At 47.4% G+C, this 18334-nt stretch carries 17 protein-coding genes, 2 pseudogenes and 1 other annotated feature; of the genes and pseudogenes, 13 read left to right on the top strand and 6 right to left on the bottom strand.

All coding sequences use genetic code 11. From position 1 onward, the window contains the following. Window positions 1-25 precede the first annotated feature (25 nt). From purT to NYE36_RS01375, 6 genes are all read left to right on the top strand, one after another. Entirely contained in the window at window positions 26-1180 is a 1155-nt protein-coding gene (gene purT / locus NYE36_RS01350) for a phosphoribosylglycinamide formyltransferase 2 (RefSeq protein ID WP_032870218.1), read from the top strand. Window positions 1181-1656: 476 nt separating this feature from the next. Then, window positions 1657-2190: a CDP-diacylglycerol--serine O-phosphatidyltransferase gene (gene pssA / locus NYE36_RS01355; RefSeq protein ID WP_007409002.1), complete on the top strand. Its 534-nt coding sequence runs from the start codon at window positions 1657-1659 to the stop codon at window positions 2188-2190. After that, complete coding sequence (locus NYE36_RS01360) at window positions 2181-2669, top strand: DedA family protein (protein WP_003156711.1); 489 nt, start codon at window positions 2181-2183, stop codon at window positions 2667-2669. Before pssA ends, NYE36_RS01360 begins: the two co-directional genes overlap by 10 nt. Next, window positions 2662-3477 carry a phosphatidylserine decarboxylase gene (locus tag NYE36_RS01365; protein WP_015416721.1) on the top strand — a complete coding sequence of 272 codons (816 nt, stop codon included), beginning with the start codon at window positions 2662-2664 and terminating at the stop codon, window positions 3475-3477. Before NYE36_RS01360 ends, NYE36_RS01365 begins: the two co-directional genes overlap by 8 nt. Window positions 3478-3519: 42 nt before the next feature. After that, window positions 3520-3795, top strand: a complete 276-nt coding sequence (locus tag NYE36_RS01370) for a hypothetical protein (RefSeq protein ID WP_064115784.1) — start codon at window positions 3520-3522, stop codon at window positions 3793-3795. 104 nt (window positions 3796-3899) lie between these two features. Continuing rightward, on the top strand, window positions 3900-4868 hold the full coding sequence (locus tag NYE36_RS01375; protein ID WP_007609165.1) for a rhodanese-related sulfurtransferase: 969 nt from the start codon (window positions 3900-3902) through the stop codon (window positions 4866-4868). A 36-nt stretch (window positions 4869-4904) separates the two neighbouring features. On the opposite strand, the gene gltP is transcribed toward NYE36_RS01375, so the two are convergent. Further along, window positions 4905-6155: a glutamate-aspartate/proton symporter GltP gene (gene gltP, locus NYE36_RS01380; protein WP_007409006.1), complete on the bottom strand. Its 1251-nt coding sequence runs from the start codon at window positions 6153-6155 to the stop codon at window positions 4905-4907. 368 nt (window positions 6156-6523) lie between these two features. On the opposite strand from gltP, the gene NYE36_RS01385 reads away from it, so the two are divergent. Continuing rightward, the gene (locus tag NYE36_RS01385) at window positions 6524-7591 is read left to right on the top strand and encodes a branched-chain amino acid aminotransferase (protein ID WP_251257347.1); all 1068 of its coding nucleotides are present in this window, start codon (window positions 6524-6526) and stop codon (window positions 7589-7591) included. 40 nt (window positions 7592-7631) lie between these two features. Here the strand turns inward: NYE36_RS01385 and NYE36_RS01390 are convergent, their stop codons facing one another. From NYE36_RS01390 to NYE36_RS01405, 4 genes are all read right to left on the bottom strand, one after another. After that, window positions 7632-9035, bottom strand: a complete 1404-nt coding sequence (locus NYE36_RS01390) for an amino acid permease (protein ID WP_161620106.1) — start codon at window positions 9033-9035, stop codon at window positions 7632-7634. Between the two features lie 113 nt (window positions 9036-9148). Beyond that, complete coding sequence (gene mmuM, locus NYE36_RS01395; RefSeq protein WP_253620644.1) at window positions 9149-10096, bottom strand: homocysteine S-methyltransferase; 948 nt, start codon at window positions 10094-10096, stop codon at window positions 9149-9151. Window positions 10097-10211: 115 nt separating this feature from the next. Next, window positions 10212-11648 carry an alanine/glycine:cation symporter family protein gene (locus tag NYE36_RS01400; RefSeq protein ID WP_032870223.1) on the bottom strand — a complete coding sequence of 479 codons (1437 nt, stop codon included), beginning with the start codon at window positions 11646-11648 and terminating at the stop codon, window positions 10212-10214. Between the two features lie 24 nt (window positions 11649-11672). Then, window positions 11673-12656, bottom strand: coding sequence for a glutaminase (locus NYE36_RS01405; protein ID WP_007409011.1), 984 nt, complete (start codon window positions 12654-12656; stop codon window positions 11673-11675). A gap of 243 nt (window positions 12657-12899) precedes the next feature. Between NYE36_RS01405 and NYE36_RS01410 the strand changes: the two genes are divergently transcribed. The 5 genes and pseudogenes from NYE36_RS01410 to NYE36_RS01430 form a co-directional block, all read left to right on the top strand. Further along, a complete protein-coding gene (locus NYE36_RS01410) occupies window positions 12900-14192 on the top strand; it encodes a sensor histidine kinase (RefSeq protein WP_064107306.1) in 1293 nt (430 codons plus the stop codon). A 1-nt stretch (window position 14193) separates the two neighbouring features. After that, entirely contained in the window at window positions 14194-15141 is a 948-nt protein-coding gene (locus tag NYE36_RS01415; RefSeq protein ID WP_007409014.1) for a DNA-binding domain-containing protein, read from the top strand. A 5-nt stretch (window positions 15142-15146) separates the two neighbouring features. Then, a pseudogene (locus tag NYE36_RS01420) lies at window positions 15147-15383 on the top strand (hypothetical protein); the annotation flags it as partial. Between the two features lie 48 nt (window positions 15384-15431). Then, window positions 15432-15681: a binding site (T-box leader), on the top strand. A gap of 88 nt (window positions 15682-15769) precedes the next feature. Further along, complete coding sequence (locus tag NYE36_RS01425) at window positions 15770-15934, top strand: tryptophan RNA-binding attenuator protein inhibitory protein (protein ID WP_007409016.1); 165 nt, start codon at window positions 15770-15772, stop codon at window positions 15932-15934. A 114-nt stretch (window positions 15935-16048) separates the two neighbouring features. Next, window positions 16049-16242: pseudogene (locus NYE36_RS01430) on the top strand (IS5/IS1182 family transposase); the annotation flags it as partial. Window positions 16243-16386: 144 nt separating this feature from the next. Here NYE36_RS01430 and NYE36_RS01435 read toward each other — a convergent pair. Continuing rightward, window positions 16387-17280 carry a cation diffusion facilitator family transporter gene (locus NYE36_RS01435; RefSeq protein ID WP_064115786.1) on the bottom strand — a complete coding sequence of 298 codons (894 nt, stop codon included), beginning with the start codon at window positions 17278-17280 and terminating at the stop codon, window positions 16387-16389. Between the two features lie 428 nt (window positions 17281-17708). Between NYE36_RS01435 and NYE36_RS01440 the strand changes: the two genes are divergently transcribed. Then, complete coding sequence (locus NYE36_RS01440; RefSeq protein WP_015239087.1) at window positions 17709-18329, top strand: nitroreductase family protein; 621 nt, start codon at window positions 17709-17711, stop codon at window positions 18327-18329. The last annotated feature ends 5 nt before the right edge of the window (window positions 18330-18334 follow it).

Consider the following 18334-nt stretch of genomic DNA (forward strand, 5'->3'; position numbering starts at 1 on the left):
TATAGAAAGGGAGGGGCCAAAGGACATGTATCAGGCGAAGAAGATGTTGTTATTAGGATCAGGCGAGCTGGGGAAAGAAGTCGTCATTGAAGCGCAGCGGCTCGGGGTTGTCACTGTAGCCGTTGACAGCTATGAGCATGCTCCCGCCATGCAGGCCGCGCACAAAAGCTATGTGATTGATATGCTTGATAAAGCGCAGGTCAGAGAAGTCATTGAGAAAGAAAAACCGGACTTGATCGTGCCGGAAGTGGAAGCCATTGCGACGGATGAGCTGCTGAAGCTTGAGGAAGAAGGTTTTCACGTCATTCCGAATGCGCGTGCGGCAAAGCTGACGATGGACCGTGAAGGCATCAGACGGCTTGCGGCAGAGACGCTTCATCTTCCGACTGCCGGCTATGAATTCGCGAATACATATGAAGAATTTAAAGAAGCGGCGGAAACAATCGGCTTTCCGTGCGTGGTAAAACCGCTGATGAGCTCTTCCGGAAAAGGGCAAAGCGTGTGCCGCTCGGCTTCCGGGCTGAAAAGCTGCTGGGACATGGCGATGGAAGGCGGCCGGGTGAAAAACGGCCGGGTCATCGTTGAGGAATTCATTCCGTTTGAATCAGAAATCACTCTTCTGACAGTGCGTGCGGCGAACGGTACGTCCTTTTGCGCGCCGATCGGACATGAACAAAAAGACGGTGACTATATTGAATCATGGCAGCCTCATCATATGACGGAACAGCAGATCAAAGAGGCGAAACACATTGCGAAAAGCATAACGGACGAGCTCGGCGGATACGGTTTGTTCGGGGTGGAGCTTTTCCTTACTGAAGATAAAGTATATTTCAGCGAGGTGTCTCCCCGTCCGCATGATACGGGGCTCGTTACGCTTGTAACGCAGAATTTGTCGGAGTTTGCGCTTCATGTCCGCGCGGTATTGGGATTCCCGATTCCGGAAATCACTCAGCTGTCGCCGGGGGCAAGCCGTCCGCTGAAGGCGCCAAAAGAGCTTGCTGATTATGCGGTTGAAGGTTTGGAGAAGGCTTTGGGGGTAAAAAGCACTCAGGTCCGCGTATTCGGTAAACCCGTCACGAAAGTAGGACGCCGTATGGCGGTTGCGCTTTCTGCAGCTGAGACCGTTGAAGAAGCCAGAGAAAGAGCGGCCGAAGCACTCAGTCATTTATCAATTACATAAAATGATCTTAAAAGGCGTTTTTACCGTAATGGTAAGGCGCCTTTTTTGTTTGGCAGACTATATACTGGAAAACGGGGTTGTGAGATAATGTATGAGGCCGTTTTGTGCCGGCTTTTTAATTCATGAAACTTTTTATGTCCGCAATCGTTATATGTAATGTTCTCATTTCACGGAGAAGGAAATAACAATACATCATACGGCTTTTCATTCATCAAGAACGGACAATCCGGATCGCGGCATGGAATATTGAAGCAGGGTAATCCGGAATAAAGGCATCCATGATTGCTTACCTTAATATGAACGGCGAAAAAACAAAAATCACCAGATTAGATTGTTCAAATAACACCAAATGCTGTATAATAAAAGAATTTGAATGATAGCATTGAAAGAATTTCATTTTATGTTTCCGTAAAATGGAGCCTTTATGCATACGCAGTCCGATTTGATATGGTTTTAATTGGGGGTTTGTGTAAACTGTGAATTATATACCTAGTATGATTACAATTGGAAATTTTATTTGCGGGCTCTTATCGATTCATTCCCTTTTGTATCATAATATACACTCTGCGGTGATCTTTATTTTCACCGGGATGTTTCTTGATTTCTTTGATGGTTTGGCCGCCCGTAAGCTGAACGCGGTATCGGAGATGGGAAGGGAGCTTGACTCTTTTGCTGATCTCGTGACGTTCGGCGTAGCGCCGTCCATGCTCGCTTACAGTGTTTCGCTATATACGATTCCGTTCATCGGAATTTTAATCGCGCTTTCCTACAGCATCTGCGGGATGATCCGTCTTTCGAGATTTAATATTGAACAAAGCAAGCTGCCGACGTTTATCGGGATGCCGATTCCGTTTGCGGGTATGTGTCTTGTCATTTTGAGCTTTATCAATAACGCTTTTCTTCTGGGGGCGGGAACGATCGCGCTCGGTTATTTAATGGTCAGCAACATTAAATTTCCGCACTTTAAAAAACAGGCGCCTGAAAACCTGGAGAGCAGAAGATGGAATTAGTTCAGCAATTAATATCCGATTACGGATATATCGCGATTTTTCTTATGCTGACACTCGGTATTATCGGATTGCCTATTCCGGATGAAGTCATGATGACGCTTGTGGGCTACTTCGCTCATTTAAACGTGCTGAATTACGGGCTCTCCATTCTGATCAGCTTTATCGGAGCGCTCCTGGGGATGATTATCAGCTACTTCATCGGCAGAAAAGCCGGCCGGCCGTTTATTAATAAGTTCGGGAAATGGGTCGGCCTGAAGGAAAAGAGGATGGAGAAAGTAGACAGGTGGATGAAGAAGTACGGGCCGTACACTATTATTTTAGGTTATTTCATCCCCGGCATCAGACACGTGACCTGCTACTTTTCCGGAATCGGCAGAATGGAATTCAAAACCTACTTATGCTTCGCCGCCATCGGAGCGTTTTTATGGTGTTTTATTTTTATTACTATAGGAAAATTCATAGGAGTAATCAATGTTTAATACTGCCGCTAAAGTTCTTTACCGTTCATTGATTGAACTGACTAATAATCGATTAACGTCTTATCTCATTAAAAACTTCTGTGAATCGAAACTGAGCAAGCCGATGATTCCGCTGTTTTCCAAACACTATCGCATCAACTGGAATGAAACGGAACGCACGGCTTCTGACTTTGATTCACTGGCGTCATTTTTCATTCGTGATATTAATTTGAATCTCCGCCCCGTGGCAAAAGAGAAGAACGCCATCGTCAGCCCGGTGGACGGCGTCGTTCAGACGGTGGGCATGATTAATCCTAATCAAACTTTCATGGTAAAAGGGAAGGATTATTCGTTCGCCGAACTGACGGGGTTTAAATGCGCCGATCACAAGTATAACGGCGGGTGTTTTGCCGTGCTTTACCTGAGCCCGAGACATTACCACCGCTTCCATTCTCCCGTCAGCTGCACGTATCAGAAGCTGGCCGAGCTGGGGAAACGCTCCTATCCCGTTAATACGATGGGGTTAAAGTACGGGAAAGATGTGCTCTCAAAAAATTACCGTTATGTGTACGAGCTGACCCGTGCTGATCAGCAGATGCTCATGATTCCGGTAGGTGCGATGAATATTAACTCGATCGTTCAGACAAACACCGGAAACAGGCTTGAGACGGGGGAAGAGCTGGGCTATTTTTCATTTGGATCGACCGTTATTTTAGTATTCGAGAAAGATATGTTTACCCCTTCGGATAACCTGACTGAAGGCCGTGAATTACAGGTCGGCCAGATCATCGGTTATGCGGAGTCACAGGAGGAGGCGTCCGCTTTATAAAAGCTGCTCCTCTTTTTTATATGGTGTAAGGAAGTGAACATTATGGAAGAAAAGGACTTGGCAAAGCTGATAAAGCAGTACCAGCATACAGGGGATCAGCAAATTCTTGAAGCCGTGCGGGACGCATGCCGGCCTGTCGTTGAGGCGCTCATCTCAGAACTGGCTGAAGACAGCGCCGATCTTCTGCGGGCAAAAGGCCGTGACCGTTTTCCGTTTATTATCGGCAAGTATCAGACCGCAGCCGGCCTTTCGCTTGAGACCTTTTTGCGCAACACGTATCGGTTTTATTTTCAGCAGGTTTTAAAAGGCGAAGCGTGACTGGAAGAAAGAGTGCGGACGGAAATGTTCATCTTTCGCCCGTTTTCCTGTATGATATAGTAGAGTGTGCGATCATTAATATAATTGAACAGGGTGTATAAATCATGGAAAAACAATATAGAGTTTTACTTTATTATAAATATGTAAAGATTGATGAGCCTGAGGAGTTCACGGCTCAGCATTTGAAGTTTTGTAAGGAGCTCGGTCTGTTAGGCCGTATTTTGATTTCTGAGGAAGGTATTAACGGTACGGTGTCCGGAACGGTTGAACAGACGGAACAATACATGAATGCGCTGAAAGCTGATCCGCGCTTTGCCGACATGCCGATCAAAATTGACGAGGCTGACGGACATGCATTCCGCAAAATGTTTGTGCGCCATAAAAAAGAATTGGTGACGCTTCGTCTCGAAGATGATGTTGATCCGAATGTCACGACGGGCAAGCATTTGAAACCGAAAGACTTTTATGAGCAAATGCAGGATCCTGACACGATCGTGATCGACGCCAGAAACGACTATGAGTATGACCTCGGTCATTTCCGCGGAGCGGTCAGACCTGATATTGAGGCGTTCCGTGAGCTGCCGGACTGGATTGAAGAGCACAAAGACATGCTTGAAGGCAAAAAAATCCTCACGTACTGCACAGGCGGCGTACGCTGTGAAAAATTTTCCGGCTGGCTGCTGAAGAAGGGCTTTGAAGACGTGTCCCAGCTTGACGGCGGTATCGTCACTTACGGTAAAGATCCTGAAGTGAAAGGGCAACTGTGGGACGGACAGTGCTACGTGTTTGACGAAAGAATCAGCGTACCGGTCAACCGCGTAGAGCACGTTATCATCGGAAAAGACTATTTCACGGGCGAGCCGTGCGAGCGTTATGTGAACTGCGCAAATCCGGCATGTAATAAAAAAATGATCTGCACACCTGAGAATGAATACAAATACATGCGCAGCTGCAGTCACGAATGCCGTACGAACGAACGTAACATGTATGTGAAAGAGCATGAAATGACTCAGGAAGAAATCAATGAACGCCTTGCTTTGATTGAGAAAGAGGATCATGCGGCGATTGATTAATAGAAAAGACCACCAATAAGGTGGTCTTTTTTGTGTTTACATACTTTCTGTCCGGGCGGTCTGGTCTGCCGTGACGGGTCCTTTATATTTGAATGCTTTTTCCCACTTGGACACGACGATGCAGGCGACCGCATGGCCGGGCACGTTAACGCCGGTTCTCGCCATGTCCATGACGCGGTCGACACCGGCAATGATGGCGACGCCTTCCGCGGGGAGACCGACGGCATTCGCTGTCGCCAGAAGCACGACGAGTGAGCCTGACGGGACGGCGGCAATACCTTTGCTTGTCATGACGAGGACAAGCATCATCAGAAGCTGCTGAGAAAGCGGCATCTCCACATGAAACGCCTGCGCCAGAAAAATACAGGACACCGATAAATAGAGGCTTGAGCCGTCACAGTTCAGCGATAAACCTGACGGAACCACAAAGGAGACGACCCGCTTCGGACAGCCGTATTTCTCCATCCGATCCATCAGCTGAGGCAGAATGGTTTCTGTGCTTGTCGTGGAGAAAGCGATCAAAAACAGATCCCAAATCATTTTCAGCACTTCAAAGTATTTGATTTTAAAGATAAGCCCCACGATCGGAAACAGAACGAAGAGTATCAGGAACAGCCCGAGGAACACAGTGCCGATCAGCTTCAGCATCGGAAGCAAAAGCGCGATTCCGAATTGCCCGACAGAGGCGGCCATCAGGGCGAGAACGCCGATCGGAGCGGTGACCATTACCATTTGCGTCAGCTTGAACATAATATTTGCCGTGGATTCGAAGAAACTCATGACAGGTGCGGAGGCTTTGCCGATGCCGGCTGCGGCAACACCGAATAAAATCGCGAAAAAAATGACGGCGAGAAGATCGTTTTTCGCCATGACGTCAATGATGTTAACGGGGATAATATCAAGAAGCATTTGTTTCAGGTCGACTACTTTTTCCGTATAGCCGGAAAGCTCGTGAATATCTTTTTTAGCAAGATGAGAGAGGTTAAGGCCGACTCCCGGCTTCAGCACGTTCGCCAACAACAGACCGAGCGCCAGAACAAGCGTCGTAATCACTTCAAACCAAATAATCGTTTTGATGCCGAGACTGCCCATCTTTTTCATACTGCCGCTGCCGGCGGCTCCGATAACAATGGTCGAAAACACGATCGGCACGACAATCATTTTAATCAGGCGGATAAATCCGTCTCCGACGGGCCGCAGCGCCATCCCGAAATCCGGGAAGAAATGGCCGATCAATGCTCCGATGGCTAAAGCGATCAAAATCTGGAATGCGATAAATTTTTTCAAGCGAATCCCCCTTTTACTTGCGCATTTCATACGTAATTCGTGAAGCAGGCGGCAACCACCTTCCTATCCGCCATAAATTTGTCACATGATTGACTGTGCGAAAGAAAGGATTGCTTTACATTATGTAAGCGCAATCATTTAATATGACAGAAAGTCCTCATTGAAAAAAATGAAGGAGAATAAAATAAAGTTAGATTTTCGCTTGAAAATATCAAAAATTTTGATAATTATCCTCTTATAAGTGGTATATTTGATATGATACGGTCAACTGCATCACATATATCTGTGCATACACGATTCAGGCAGAGAAAACAGGCAGCTTATAAAAGACTGAAAATTTGAACAATTACAAGAAAGGTGTGCTTTTGTTGAATCAACTGATTGAAAGACGTAAGGTCACAGCAAGAAAAGAAAAACCGGACTCCGCTTCATTGGGGTTTGGCAAGTACTTCACAGATTACATGTTTGTCATGGATTACGAAGAGGAGAGAGGGTGGCATGATCCGAGAATCACCCCTTATGAACCGGTCCATCTGGATCCTTCCGCATCGGTTTTCCATTACGGGCAGGCCGTATTTGAAGGGCTGAAGGCTTACAGGTCAGAAGACGGACGGGTGTTGATGTTCCGTCCTGACCAAAATATAAAACGGCTGAATAAATCGTTACGGCGGATGAGCATGCCGCCTCTTGATGAGAAGCTGGCGCTGGAGGCATTGATACAATTGGTGGAGCTGGAACAGGAATGGATACCGATAGAAAAAGGAACCTCTTTATATATCCGTCCGTTTGTAATTGCGACTGAGCCTTCTTTAGGCGTCCGGCCGTCAAAGCGTTACAAGTTCATGGTTGTTCTGACGCCTGTCGGTTCGTATTACGGCGATCAGCTGAAACCGATCCGAATTTATGTGGAGGATGAGTATGTGCGTGCCGTCACCGGCGGAGTGGGCGACGTCAAAACGTCCGGAAATTATGCGGCCAGCTTACAGGCTCAGCGGAAAGCCGAAGAACTGGGGTATGATCAGGTGCTTTGGCTCGACGGGGTGGAAAAGAAATATGCCGAAGAGGTAGGGAGTATGAATATCTTTTTCATCATAAACGGAGAGGCCGTAACGCCGGCGTTAAACGGAAGCATTCTCGGGGGCATCACACGCGCATCTGTGATAGAGCTGTTAAAAAGCTGGGGCATCCGCGTCAGGGAAGAACAGGTCGCCATTGAAGACATCTATGAGGCTGCGATGAGAGGCGAGGTGTCAGAGGTATTCGGTACGGGAACCGCGGCCGTCATCTCGCCGGTCGGCGCGCTGCACATTCACGGAGCAACGATTGAACTGAATAACGGTTTGATCGGTGAAGTGTCAGAAAGGCTCTATGAAACGATTGCCGGCATCCAAGTCGGGAAGGTGCGGGATTCGTTCAGGTGGGTGGTTGAAGTATAAATGAAAAAAGAACCCTTGCGCTGCAGGGTTCTTTTTTTGGTTATTGGGATTTTACGGCTTGCACGCGGGCTCTGCTTTTCCGGTTTTTCAAGTAATAAGCGGTGTAGCAAACGGCCATAAATGCAATTCCGCAATAAAGGGCGATGGCCTGGTTCGGATCAAAAGCGATGCCGATACAGGAGGCGAGGCACAGGAGAAAGGCCGCTATCGGTACGGCCGGATATCCCGGCGTCCTGTATTTCAAGTCTGAAAGCTGGTGCCCTTCTGTAAGAAACCGTCTTCGGAACAAAAATTGCGATGCGGCGATGCTCATCCACACAGCCACTACCGCAAATCCTGAGACGGAGACGAGAACAAGATAGACTGTATCCGCTGCAAATACGCTTGACAACAACGACAGAATGCCGCCGATCATACTGAAGATCAGAGCGTTAAAAGGAATGCCTTTAGAGGTCAGCCTGGCAAAGGCGGGATGAAGCTCCCCTTCTTTAGACAGGGACCACAGCATACGTGATGACGCGTACAGCCCTGAATTGGCCGCAGACAGTAGCGCCGTTAAAATGACGAAATTCATCAGATCGGCCGCATAAGGCACGCCGACTCTGTCAAATACCGTGACGAACGGGCTTTCAATCACACCGGCTTCCTTGATGGAGATCATCCCTGACAGCACAAAAATCGTTCCGATAAAGAAAAGCGCCAGCCGCCAGACTGTGGTCTTAATGGCGCGCGGAACGGTTTTTTCCGGATCGGCGCTTTCCCCTGCGGCGATTCCGATCAACTCCGTCCCTGAAAAAGCAAAGTTTACTGAAAGCATCGTCATCAGTATCGGGAAAAAGCCATTTGGAAAAAGGCTGCCGCCATCCGTAAAGTTCGACAGCATAGGTGCGGCCTCACCGCTTTTCATCGGGACGATGCCGAACATCGCTGCTCCGCCCAATAAAATAAACAGTAAGATGGCTAAGACTTTAATGCTTGAGAACCAAAACTCCGATTCAGCAAAAAATTTCACGGAGAAGGCGTTTAATAAAAAGATGAAAAGAGCGAATACCGCACTCCACATCCAAACCGAAGTATGCGGGAACCAACGCTGCATGAAAAGCCCGGCCGCCGTGAATTCAGAGCCCAGCGCCACCGCCCACGTCAGCCAGTACAGCCATGCGACCGTAAAGCCCGTCGCCGGCCCGATATAGGTCTTCGCATAGGTGTGGAATGCGCCCGTCACCGGCATGGCCACTGACAGTTCACCAAGGCAAAGCATGACAAGATAGACGATGCCCGCGCCCAAAAGGTAAGCGAAAATGGTGCCCGCCGGACCCGCCTGATGAATGGTATACCCAGAGCTTAAAAACAGCCCCGTTCCGATCACACCTCCGAGTGATAGCATAAAGAGGTGTCTGCTTTTCATACTTCTCTGAAAATTCGTCTCGTTCTTGTTGTTCATTGTTTTCCAACTTTCTGCGAGGGCCGTTCTAATAAAAAATCTCATGCCGGCGAACGGCACGAGATTCCGGCGAACCGGCTTTTTGAATAGAATATACAAACTATTCCGATTAGTCAAGTTGTTTTTAAGGTTTTGGCCCAATCGGCAATGGCCTGAATGTCCGCGGGTTTTGTCCGGCAGCACCCTCCGATCAGGCTCACGCCGTTTTCGTACCAGCCTTGCGCGCTTTTCCCGAAATGGTTTTCGCACGCTGCGCCTTTCCAGGTTTTTGTCACTGGGTCATATTGTTCGCCGGAGTTCGGATAGGCGATAATCGGTTTGGATGCTGACCGTTTGATTTCTTCTATCAACGGCGGAATATGTTCAATCGGTGTGCAGTTGATGCCGATCGCTGCGATTTGGCTGCAGGAGTCAAGCAGGACCGCACATTCGGAAATTGGCGTGCCTTCGCTGATATGCCGTCCGTCTTTGGCGCTGAAGCTGATCCATGCATAAGTGCCGGGGAATTCCTCCAGCAGCCTTGTGATCGCTTTTGCTTCTGACAGGCACGGAATGGTCTCACAGGCCAAAAGATCGGCGCCGGATTCTATAAGGGCTTTCATCCGGGGGCGGTGAAAGCTGATCAGCTCATCCTCCGTCAGTCCGTAATGCCCGCGATATTCTGAGCCGTCAGCGAGGCTCGCGCCGTAAGGGCCGATAGAAGCGGCGACCAAAGGTTTGGGCCGGTGTAAACGGTTTTCTTCATGCGCCCAAAATTCATCGCGTGCTTGTGCGGCAAGTTCAACAGATGTCTGAATGAGACGTATCGCATCGGTTTCCGGGATGCCGCGCGCTGCAAATCCTTCAATTGTCGATTGATAACTGGCGGTGATCGCGCAATCAGCGCCTGCGGCAAAATATTCTGCATGCACCTGTTTGATCAGTTCTGGCCTCTCCAAAAGAATTTTGGCCGACCACAGATCGTCATGTAAATCACAGCCCATCCGCTCAAGCTCGGTTGCCATCGCGCCGTCTATGATCATAACCGGGTATTCATTTAATATTTGTGTAATGGGATTCATAGGCCTTCCTTTCTGACTTTACTGAAAATATATAAAAAGGGTAATGGACGCTATTCTCTTTGTCAATGAACCGGCAGAAAAAAGGTGTTCAGGACGCTGCCCGAACACCTTTTGTTTAGGAAATGTGTTTGCCTTTCGCACTTTTCGCGATGTCTGAATACTCCCAGCAGTCGATCCCGTCATCATCAGGGAGCACATCTCTGTAAAAGACAGGGTCCTTTCCGGCTTTCTTTTGCCGGGCATAATCGCTCAAAGCGGCAAACGCTTTTTTCGACAGAAGGAAAATCGCGATTAAGTTCACGACCACCATTAAGCCCATGAACAAGTCAGCCATATCCCACACAAGCTGGACTTTGGAAATACAGCCGAACAGTACCATTCCGAGCACGCAGATGCGGTAAATGAACAGCCATTTTTTGTTCTGGCTTAAAAATCCGATATTGGTTTCTCCGTAATAATAGTTGCCCATCAGAGCGCTGAAGCCGAACAAAAGCATTAAGACGGCAAGGAAACCTGACGCCCACGCGCCGACATGGTCGCTCAAGGCGGCCTGAGAAAGCGCGATGCCGCTCAGTCCCGGCTGGTGATAAGCGTCTGAAAATAAAATGATAAGCGCCGTGCTTGTACAAATGACGAGTGTATCCGTCAGGACGCCGAATGCCTGAATGAGCCCCTGTTTCACCGGGTGGCTCGTCGTAGCTGTCGCCGCCGCGTTCGGAGCGCTTCCCATACCCGCTTCATTTGAGAAAATCCCGCGCCTTACACCTTGCATCAAGGCCGCACCTAAAGCGCCGCCCGCTGCCTGATCAATGCCGAACGCATTTTTTACGATTAGCGACAGAACGCCGGGCAATTGGGTGATGTTCGTCAGAATGACAAAGAAAGCGACACCGATATATAAAACGGCCAAGACGACTACGATGTATTCCGCCATTTTCGCAATTCGTTTGACGCCGCCGAAGATTACGCCGCCGAAAACCACGATTAAAATAATGCCCAATGTAAGCCGGCTGGTGCCGAATGCGTTTTGAAAGGCGACGCTGATCGTATTGGATTGAACGGAATTAAAAACAACCCCGAATGACAGTGTGATTAATACGGCGAACAGCGCGCCCATCCAGCGTTTCTTCAGACCCTTTTCCATGTAATAGGCCGGGCCTCCGCGAAATCCGTTTTGATCTTTTACTTTATAAATTTGGGCCAGCGTGCTTTCAACAAAGCTTGAAGCCGAACCGATGACTGCGATAATCCACATCCAGAAAATAGCGCCCGGACCGCCGAGTGCGATCGCAATGGCGATTCCGGTAATATTCCCGGTTCCGACACGCGCCGCCATACTGATGCAAAATGCCTGAAACGGGGAAATGGTGTTTTTTGTCCGGGCGGCCGCGCCTTCCTTCAAAACCCGGATCATTTCCTTCAGCATGCGGACTTGCAGACCCTTTGATCTGAACGTAAAAAACAGTCCCAGAGAAAGAAGCAGTACGATTAACAGTTTTGACCATAAAAAATCATTTGCCGAGCCGATTACATTTTCAAGGAATTCCTGCATCCAATCACCTCTTGGTTCGTTTGATTAAAAAATACTGAGCTCCCACTCCTGTGCGATATGTTTCAGCAGCATGCCGCCGGTCAGGCTGTTGCCGTATTCATCAATGGCCGGACCGTAAATGCCGATGCCGCAGCCGTTATGAAAAGGCTGTTCTCTTCTGGCGCTTGGGGGAACCAATGCCATAATGCCGCCGGATACCCCGCTTTTGGCCGGGACGCCGACGAAAGCCGCATATTTGCCTGACGCATTGTACATCCCGCACGTCAGCATCAGGGCTTTGGCGAGTTTCGCGACATCTTTCGGAATGACCTGTTCCCGTCGGATCGGATGGTAGCCGTCATGGGCAAGTATCAATCCGATTAAAGCGATGTCCTCGGTTGTACCCTCCATGGCGCACTGCTTTAAATACACTTCAAGCGTTTCTTCCACATCCGCCTCTAGAAAGTTCGTTTCTTTTAAATAGTAGGCGAGCGCTCTGTTCCGATGCGCGGTCTGCCATTCAGAACGGAAGACCTCCTCGTGAATGTGAGGCCGTTTTCCTATTAATTTTTCAAAAACGGAAAAGAGATATTCTAATTTATCATGCGCCGTTTCACCCGGAAGCAGCGAGGCGACGGTAATGGCGCCGGCATTGATCATCGGGTTGAAGGGCTTCCCGGGTTTATGGATTTCAAGCCGGATGATAGAATTAAACGCATCACCCGTCGGTTCCACGTCCACACGATCCAGCACGTAAGAAATGCCTCTGTTCATGCAGGCGGCAATAAAGCTGATGACTTTTGAGATGCTCTGCAATGTGAACGGGACATTCCATTCACCGGCATGAATCATTGAGCCATCCGGCTCTAATATGCAAATGCCCAGCTGAGAGTCGTTGATTTCTCCGAGGGCGGGTATATAATTTGCGCTTTTTCCATTGACGGAAAACGGTCGGTAATGCTCGACCCAATCTTGTAAAAGTGAAGCCAGTTCCTCTTTTTCAAGGCGCTCTCTGACCATATCTTTCATAACATTCCTCCTCTATTGCAAGCCTGTCCGAAGCGGAAACCGGTCTTGGAAAACGTTTTCAAAAATAGCGTGTTCCATGTTAATGTATAATGACATCTACAGAATCATACAAAATACGACAAAATCATTCTTAAAATAAGCCGATAGATTTATAAATCAGCCGGAGCGTCCCGCCATTCGGGTCTAAAGAAATTTGCGGACTGTATCGGTCTTGTTCAAAATAGACAGAAGAAGGAAGTGATTATGATCAGGCTCGACTATTTACTGAAAAAAGACGGCTATCTTTTCGCCCTTATGCTGGTCACCGTGCCGCTGGCGGGGGAACTGAAATTTTACCCCCTGAATGAGGTATATCGGATCAGCTTCGGCGCCCCGGCTTTTTTCTTTTTTCTGCTGCTGCTTCGGCATGTGCCGGCAGTATTGTCAGGGCTGTTGACAGGTGCAGCCGTTGTGGCATTCCGGATCGGCCTGGCGTGCTGGGGAGGAGAGCATGCCGGCTTTACGGAGGCTTTTTTCAGCCAATATCCCAGTTTCTTTTTTTACTTTACATATGCCTGCTTGTTTTATGTGCTGAAGGTCAGGCTTTTTTGGGATCGGCCGCTTATGATCGGTTTTCTCGGTTTTCTCATTGAAATTGCGTCCGATGCCGTTGAAATGACGGTTCAGTTTTCCGGCGGCCGGCAGATTATGATGCCGGACAAGCTGGCGGATATTGCGGTTATCGCTGTTTCTCACACATTTATTGTGCTGAGTTTTTTCAACGTGATGAAGCTGCACGAATCTCAGGTCAGGGAAAAACAAACGAGAAAGCAGCATGAGCACATGCTGATGATTGTGTCTAACTTATATGAAGAAACGATTCATTTGAAAAAAACGCTGAAAACGACGGAGCATGTGACGAAAGAATCCTATCAGCTATATCGGGAAATGAGCGGGAACGACCGGGAGCTCGGGAGCCGAATGCTGCGCCTTGCGGGAGAGATTCATGAAGTGAAAAAAGACAATCAGCGAATATTCGCCGGCCTGTCGAAGCTGATTTCCAATGAGAGATTCCGGGATTACATGAATGCCGCCGCTCTGGTCGGCATCGTCATCCGAATCAATGAAAAATACGCCGAATCTTTAGGCAAGGACATTCAATTCCGGAGCGTGATTGAAGGAGAGCATCCCGATTATCACGTCTTTACCGTCCTGTCGATCTTAAATAACCTGACCGCCAATGCCGTCGAAGCCATGGGTGACAGGGGTGAGATCCGCCTCGCGCTGCGCAGGACGGAAGGAGAAAAGGCTGAATTTCAGGCGGAAGATGACGGTCCCGGCATTCCGGAAAAAATCGGAGAGGTCGTTTATGATCCCGGGTTTACATCCAAATACGATGAATTCGGCACACCTTCAACGGGCATCGGGCTTACTTACGTGAAGGAAATCGTAACTGAACTTGACGGAGACATTTCCTTTCATAACAAGCCAAAAGGCGTCATATTTACGATTAAACTGCCGGTGAAGCATTTGATTGCAGAAAGGATGAACTCATAGTATGCGTTTTTTTATAGCTGATGATGACCGGGCGATCCGTTCCATTTTAAAACAGATGATCGAGGACGAGGACTTAGGAGAAGTCGTCGGTGAGGCAGAGGACGGAAGCCAGATTGAAGGGCATTATCTCCATTTTAAACAAGTCGATATTTTATTAATTGATCTGCTGATGCCGGGTCGGGACGGGATTGAGACGATCCGGCATCTTCAGGGGTCGTACAACGGAAAAGCGGTGATGATATCGCAGGTGGAGGCAAAGGAAATGGTGGGAGAAGCTTATTCTCTCGGCATCGAATACTTTATCCACAAACCGATCAACAAAATCGAGATCGTCACCGTTTTGCGAAAAGTAAAAGAGCGGATTGAACTGGAAACCTCGATCGGCGACATCCAACACTCGTTAAGCCGTCTTATTCAGCGGAATGAGCCGAAAAAAAGCGGGCCGGGGGGGATGCACGAGAAATCAATCAAAGAAACAGGAAAATTTCTTTTATCGGAATTAGGCATCGTGGGAGAAAGCGGGGCGCATGACCTCATGGCCGTCCTTCACTATTTATTTGAGGATGAACAGGCGGAAAGAAACATCCCGTCTTTAAAGCAGATGTTTACAAACGTCGCCATCCGGAAGCTGGGGCCTGCGGCGGCACAAGCCGAGGTTAACAGGGAAATCAAAGCCTCGGAACAGCGGATCAGAAGGGCCGTCATTCATTCGTTAAACCATTTCGCTTCATTGGGCACAACTGATTTTTCAAACCCCAAATTTGAATATTACGCCTCGAAATTCTTTGATTTCCCCGCTGTCAGCAAGAGAATGAAAGAAATGCAGGCTAAGGAAACCGTGCCGCTTTCTCCGGTTAAAGTGAATATGAAAAAATTCATTCACGTCTTCTTTTTGGAGGCGAAAGATTTACGCGAAGGATCAAAATTTGTCAGCGGAGGCAGCCGGTAAGCTGGCTTTGGAAAAGATGGCAAACGTGGATAAATGACAGCTCGTACTGGCCTGATTTTTCCGTGCTGATCCATGGCGACTTGCATCCTCCGCATATTTTTGTAAACGAAAATCAGCATGTGACAGAATGGCAGGCCGCTTACCCTGTGGAAACGGCGAAGTTCGCGCTTCAGACGGGGCAAGAGGAGCATATGCAAATGGCGCGGGACATGCTCGGCCTGACCGATCCGAAAGGTTATTGACTTCCGCCGGATGACAGCGTATGATACATTTTAAAATAAAAGAACGGATGAACAATGCTGAGGAAGAGTAAGTACGCATCAGCGCGCGGGGTTCAGAGAGTCGGTGGCCGCTGTGAACCGATCCCCGTCCGGTGCCGAATGGGCTTCTGAATTGCTGCGCTGAAATGACAGTAGGCGGTGCCGGGATTCTTCCCCGTTATCAAGAAAGGAGTATTGAAACCGTGTGTTTCTGTACTTTTTGAGAGAATGGCTTATCAGCCGTTAATAAAGGTGGCACCGCGAAAACCTCGTCCTTTGATGGACGGGGTTTTTTTGTATTGTTAAGGAGGTGATGGCCATGGAAAGTGACTGGAGACGGACAGACAATCAAAAAAGGAGGGATATTCATGGTGATCGCAACCGACGATCTTGAGCTCACGTGTCCGCATTGTGAAGGAACCGGCGAGGAGAAGGAAGGGACGCCCTGTCCGAAGTGCGGCGCGAAGGGCGTCATATTGACCGCTCAAGGAAACACGCTGCTGCATTTTATCAGAAAGCATATTGATCAGTGAAATCAAACGAAAAAGGCCGTTATCCGGCCTTCAGGCTGTCGAGAAAACCTCGACAGCCTTTATGTTTCCCTTGTCATAAAATAAAAGAAAGACTGAAAAAACGGTTTCTTTCTCATGTTCCACACAAGAAATTTTTCTCAAAACACAGCCGAATTCGTTCTGTTTGACCAACTCGTCGAAGAGGATCACCTTCTTCGAAAAATTGATAAATACATAGACTTCTCTTTTATCGTTGAAAAGGTCAAACCTTACTGCAGCGAAAATAAAGCCCCCCCTCACTTGATCCGCTGATCTTATTCAAAATGATGTTGAAGATTGCCACATACCCAGCCAAGCAAAGCTAGGCATGTGGGAGTGCTTTTTCTGCACCTGAAATCAAATGAATATGTAAAGAAACAGCACAAAACAAAAAAGCTTGTAGAAAAACATCATTTTCTCTACAAGCTGCTTTTTCATTCTTCAAAATAAGGATTCACATGGATGAGCACTTCTTCAACATCTGAAAAGTGTCTTTGGATTTCATTTCGGATTTCGCGGGCAATATCGTGTCCCTGCTTAATCGTCAAATCATGATCCAAAGATAACCGGACATCAAGCAATTTATAGTGGCCGTGTTCTCTTGCTCGGATTTTATCGAGCCGTTTGACTTGAGGGCAATGCAAAATAACGGCTTTATATTCGTCTATCAGTTCGGGATCAACACTTTTTTCCATGAGAACGTCAACAGACGGCCTGATTAATTCCATTGAAATCTTAAAAATAAGGTACGCCACGATGACACTGGCAATTGCATCGGCGTACAACAGATAGGACCATCCGCGTGTGTTCCCGATAATCGCCAATAGGACGCCGATAAAAGCGGCAAGAGAGGCAACGATATCGCCTTTATGATCGTATGCAATCGCTATAATCGCTTTACTGTTCCATTTTTCCCCTTGTTTGATCGAATAACGATATAAGATCTGCTTAGCCGCGTAGGATATCAGAGCCGCAAACAATGCGCTGTATTGCGGGATGCTTGGACCTTCAACAAAGGACGAAATCGCTTCTATCAGAATATACACGGAAACGAGCACTAATATGATTCCTACAATCGCTTCGCTGATGACCTCAGCTTTGCCATGCCCGAAAGGATGGTCTTGATCGGGCGGCTTATTAGAAATGCCGATGACGGCCAGGACAGCAATTGAAGCCGCGACATCCGCTGCAGAATGTATACCGTCGGCAAAAACTGCTTCACTATCGCCTATCAGTCCAAAAAAGATCTTTCCTGCCATTAAGATCAGATTGGCTATCAATGCAATCAAAGCAACTTTTTTGCTTATTTGTTCTCTTTCACTTGTCATTTTTTCCTCCTATAAAACTGCACAAAAAAATAGAGGCGCTTTTGATTCGCTCTCCGTATCCTTTCTTGTGTAATCACTTTGCTTATCGTACCAATTCAGTTTCGAGTGGGTCTATAGCAAGGTTTTTTCCTGTTTACTAATAAATAAGGTGACAGAAAAAAAGTTGGAGCAGGGCTAAACAGTACACAGACAAATTGGGGCTGAATTAAAAAAAGAACTGTTGACATTTGAGTATTTATCTTTTATTATTATCTCGAATTCAAGATTTTTTAATTCAAGATAATTTAATTAGAGTGCAGTATAAGAACCTGCCGATCGTTTGAATCACGAAAAGATCAGTGAAGAGAACGTTTCGTTTTTTAATCATACGTTATTTGATTTTTTATACTATAATATCTCGGATTCGAGATAAAAGGGGTGCGAGAGAAATGGCTGAATTTGTACAGCTAGTGAATGAAAGAAGATCTGCAAGCAACTTTCTTCCAGAACATCCAATCACAAGAGATGAACTCAACGAAATGTTTGAATTGGTTGGGTTGGCTCCATCAGCTTTTAATTTGCAGCATACAAAATATGTGGCGGTTCTTGACCCGAATGTAAAAGAAAAGCTGAAACAGGCCGCAAACGGACAATATAAAGTGTTTAGCTCATCAGCTGTTCTTTTGGTTTTAGGGGATAAGCAGGCATATCAGCAAGCGGCTGACATCTATGAAGGATTGAAGACGCTGGGGGTATTAAATAAACAAGAGTATGATCACATGGTTCAAGACACCGTTTCGTTTTATGAAAACAGGGGAGAACCATTTAAGAGAGATGAGGCGATAAGAAATGCTTCACTTTCTGCGATGATGTTTATGCTGAGTGCTAAGGAAAAAGGCTGGGACACCTGTCCGATGATAGGGTTTGATGCTGAAGCCGTGAAACAGATTTTGAAGATAGATGATCAATTTGAGGTCGTCATGATGATTACAATCGGGAAAGAAAAAATAGAAAGCAGAAGGCCGCGCGGCTACCGAAAGCCTGTGAATGAGTTTGTGGAGTATATTTAACTATT

The sequence above is a fragment of the Bacillus sp. FSL R5-0593 genome (assembly GCF_038603755.1).
Taxonomy (GTDB): domain Bacteria; phylum Bacillota; class Bacilli; order Bacillales; family Bacillaceae; genus Bacillus; species Bacillus velezensis.

Bases quoted from the DNA above. Each gene is read 5' to 3' on its own strand.
- NYE36_RS01435 (WP_064115786.1), bottom strand. From the start codon at position 17,280: ATGACAAGTGAAAGAGAACAAATAAGCAAAAAAGTTGCTTTGATTGCA.
- NYE36_RS01405 (WP_007409011.1), bottom strand. From the start codon at position 12,656: ATGAAAGATATGGTCAGAGAGCGCCTTGAAAAAGAGGAACTGGCTTCA.
- NYE36_RS01375 (WP_007609165.1), top strand. From the start codon at position 3,900: ATGGAAAAACAATATAGAGTTTTACTTTATTATAAATATGTAAAGATT.
- NYE36_RS01360 (WP_003156711.1), top strand. From the start codon at position 2,181: ATGGAATTAGTTCAGCAATTAATATCCGATTACGGATATATCGCGATT.
- NYE36_RS01400 (WP_032870223.1), bottom strand. From the start codon at position 11,648: ATGCAGGAATTCCTTGAAAATGTAATCGGCTCGGCAAATGATTTTTTA.
- NYE36_RS01410 (WP_064107306.1), top strand. From the start codon at position 12,900: ATGATCAGGCTCGACTATTTACTGAAAAAAGACGGCTATCTTTTCGCC.
- NYE36_RS01390 (WP_161620106.1), bottom strand. From the start codon at position 9,035: ATGAACAACAAGAACGAGACGAATTTTCAGAGAAGTATGAAAAGCAGA.
- NYE36_RS01365 (WP_015416721.1), top strand. From the start codon at position 2,662: ATGTTTAATACTGCCGCTAAAGTTCTTTACCGTTCATTGATTGAACTG.
- NYE36_RS01440 (WP_015239087.1), top strand. From the start codon at position 17,709: ATGGCTGAATTTGTACAGCTAGTGAATGAAAGAAGATCTGCAAGCAAC.
- NYE36_RS01415 (WP_007409014.1), top strand. From the start codon at position 14,194: ATGCGTTTTTTTATAGCTGATGATGACCGGGCGATCCGTTCCATTTTA.
- NYE36_RS01425 (WP_007409016.1), top strand. From the start codon at position 15,770: ATGGTGATCGCAACCGACGATCTTGAGCTCACGTGTCCGCATTGTGAA.
- NYE36_RS01370 (WP_064115784.1), top strand. From the start codon at position 3,520: ATGGAAGAAAAGGACTTGGCAAAGCTGATAAAGCAGTACCAGCATACA.
- mmuM (WP_253620644.1), bottom strand. From the start codon at position 10,096: ATGAATCCCATTACACAAATATTAAATGAATACCCGGTTATGATCATA.
- purT (WP_032870218.1), top strand. From the start codon at position 26: ATGTATCAGGCGAAGAAGATGTTGTTATTAGGATCAGGCGAGCTGGGG.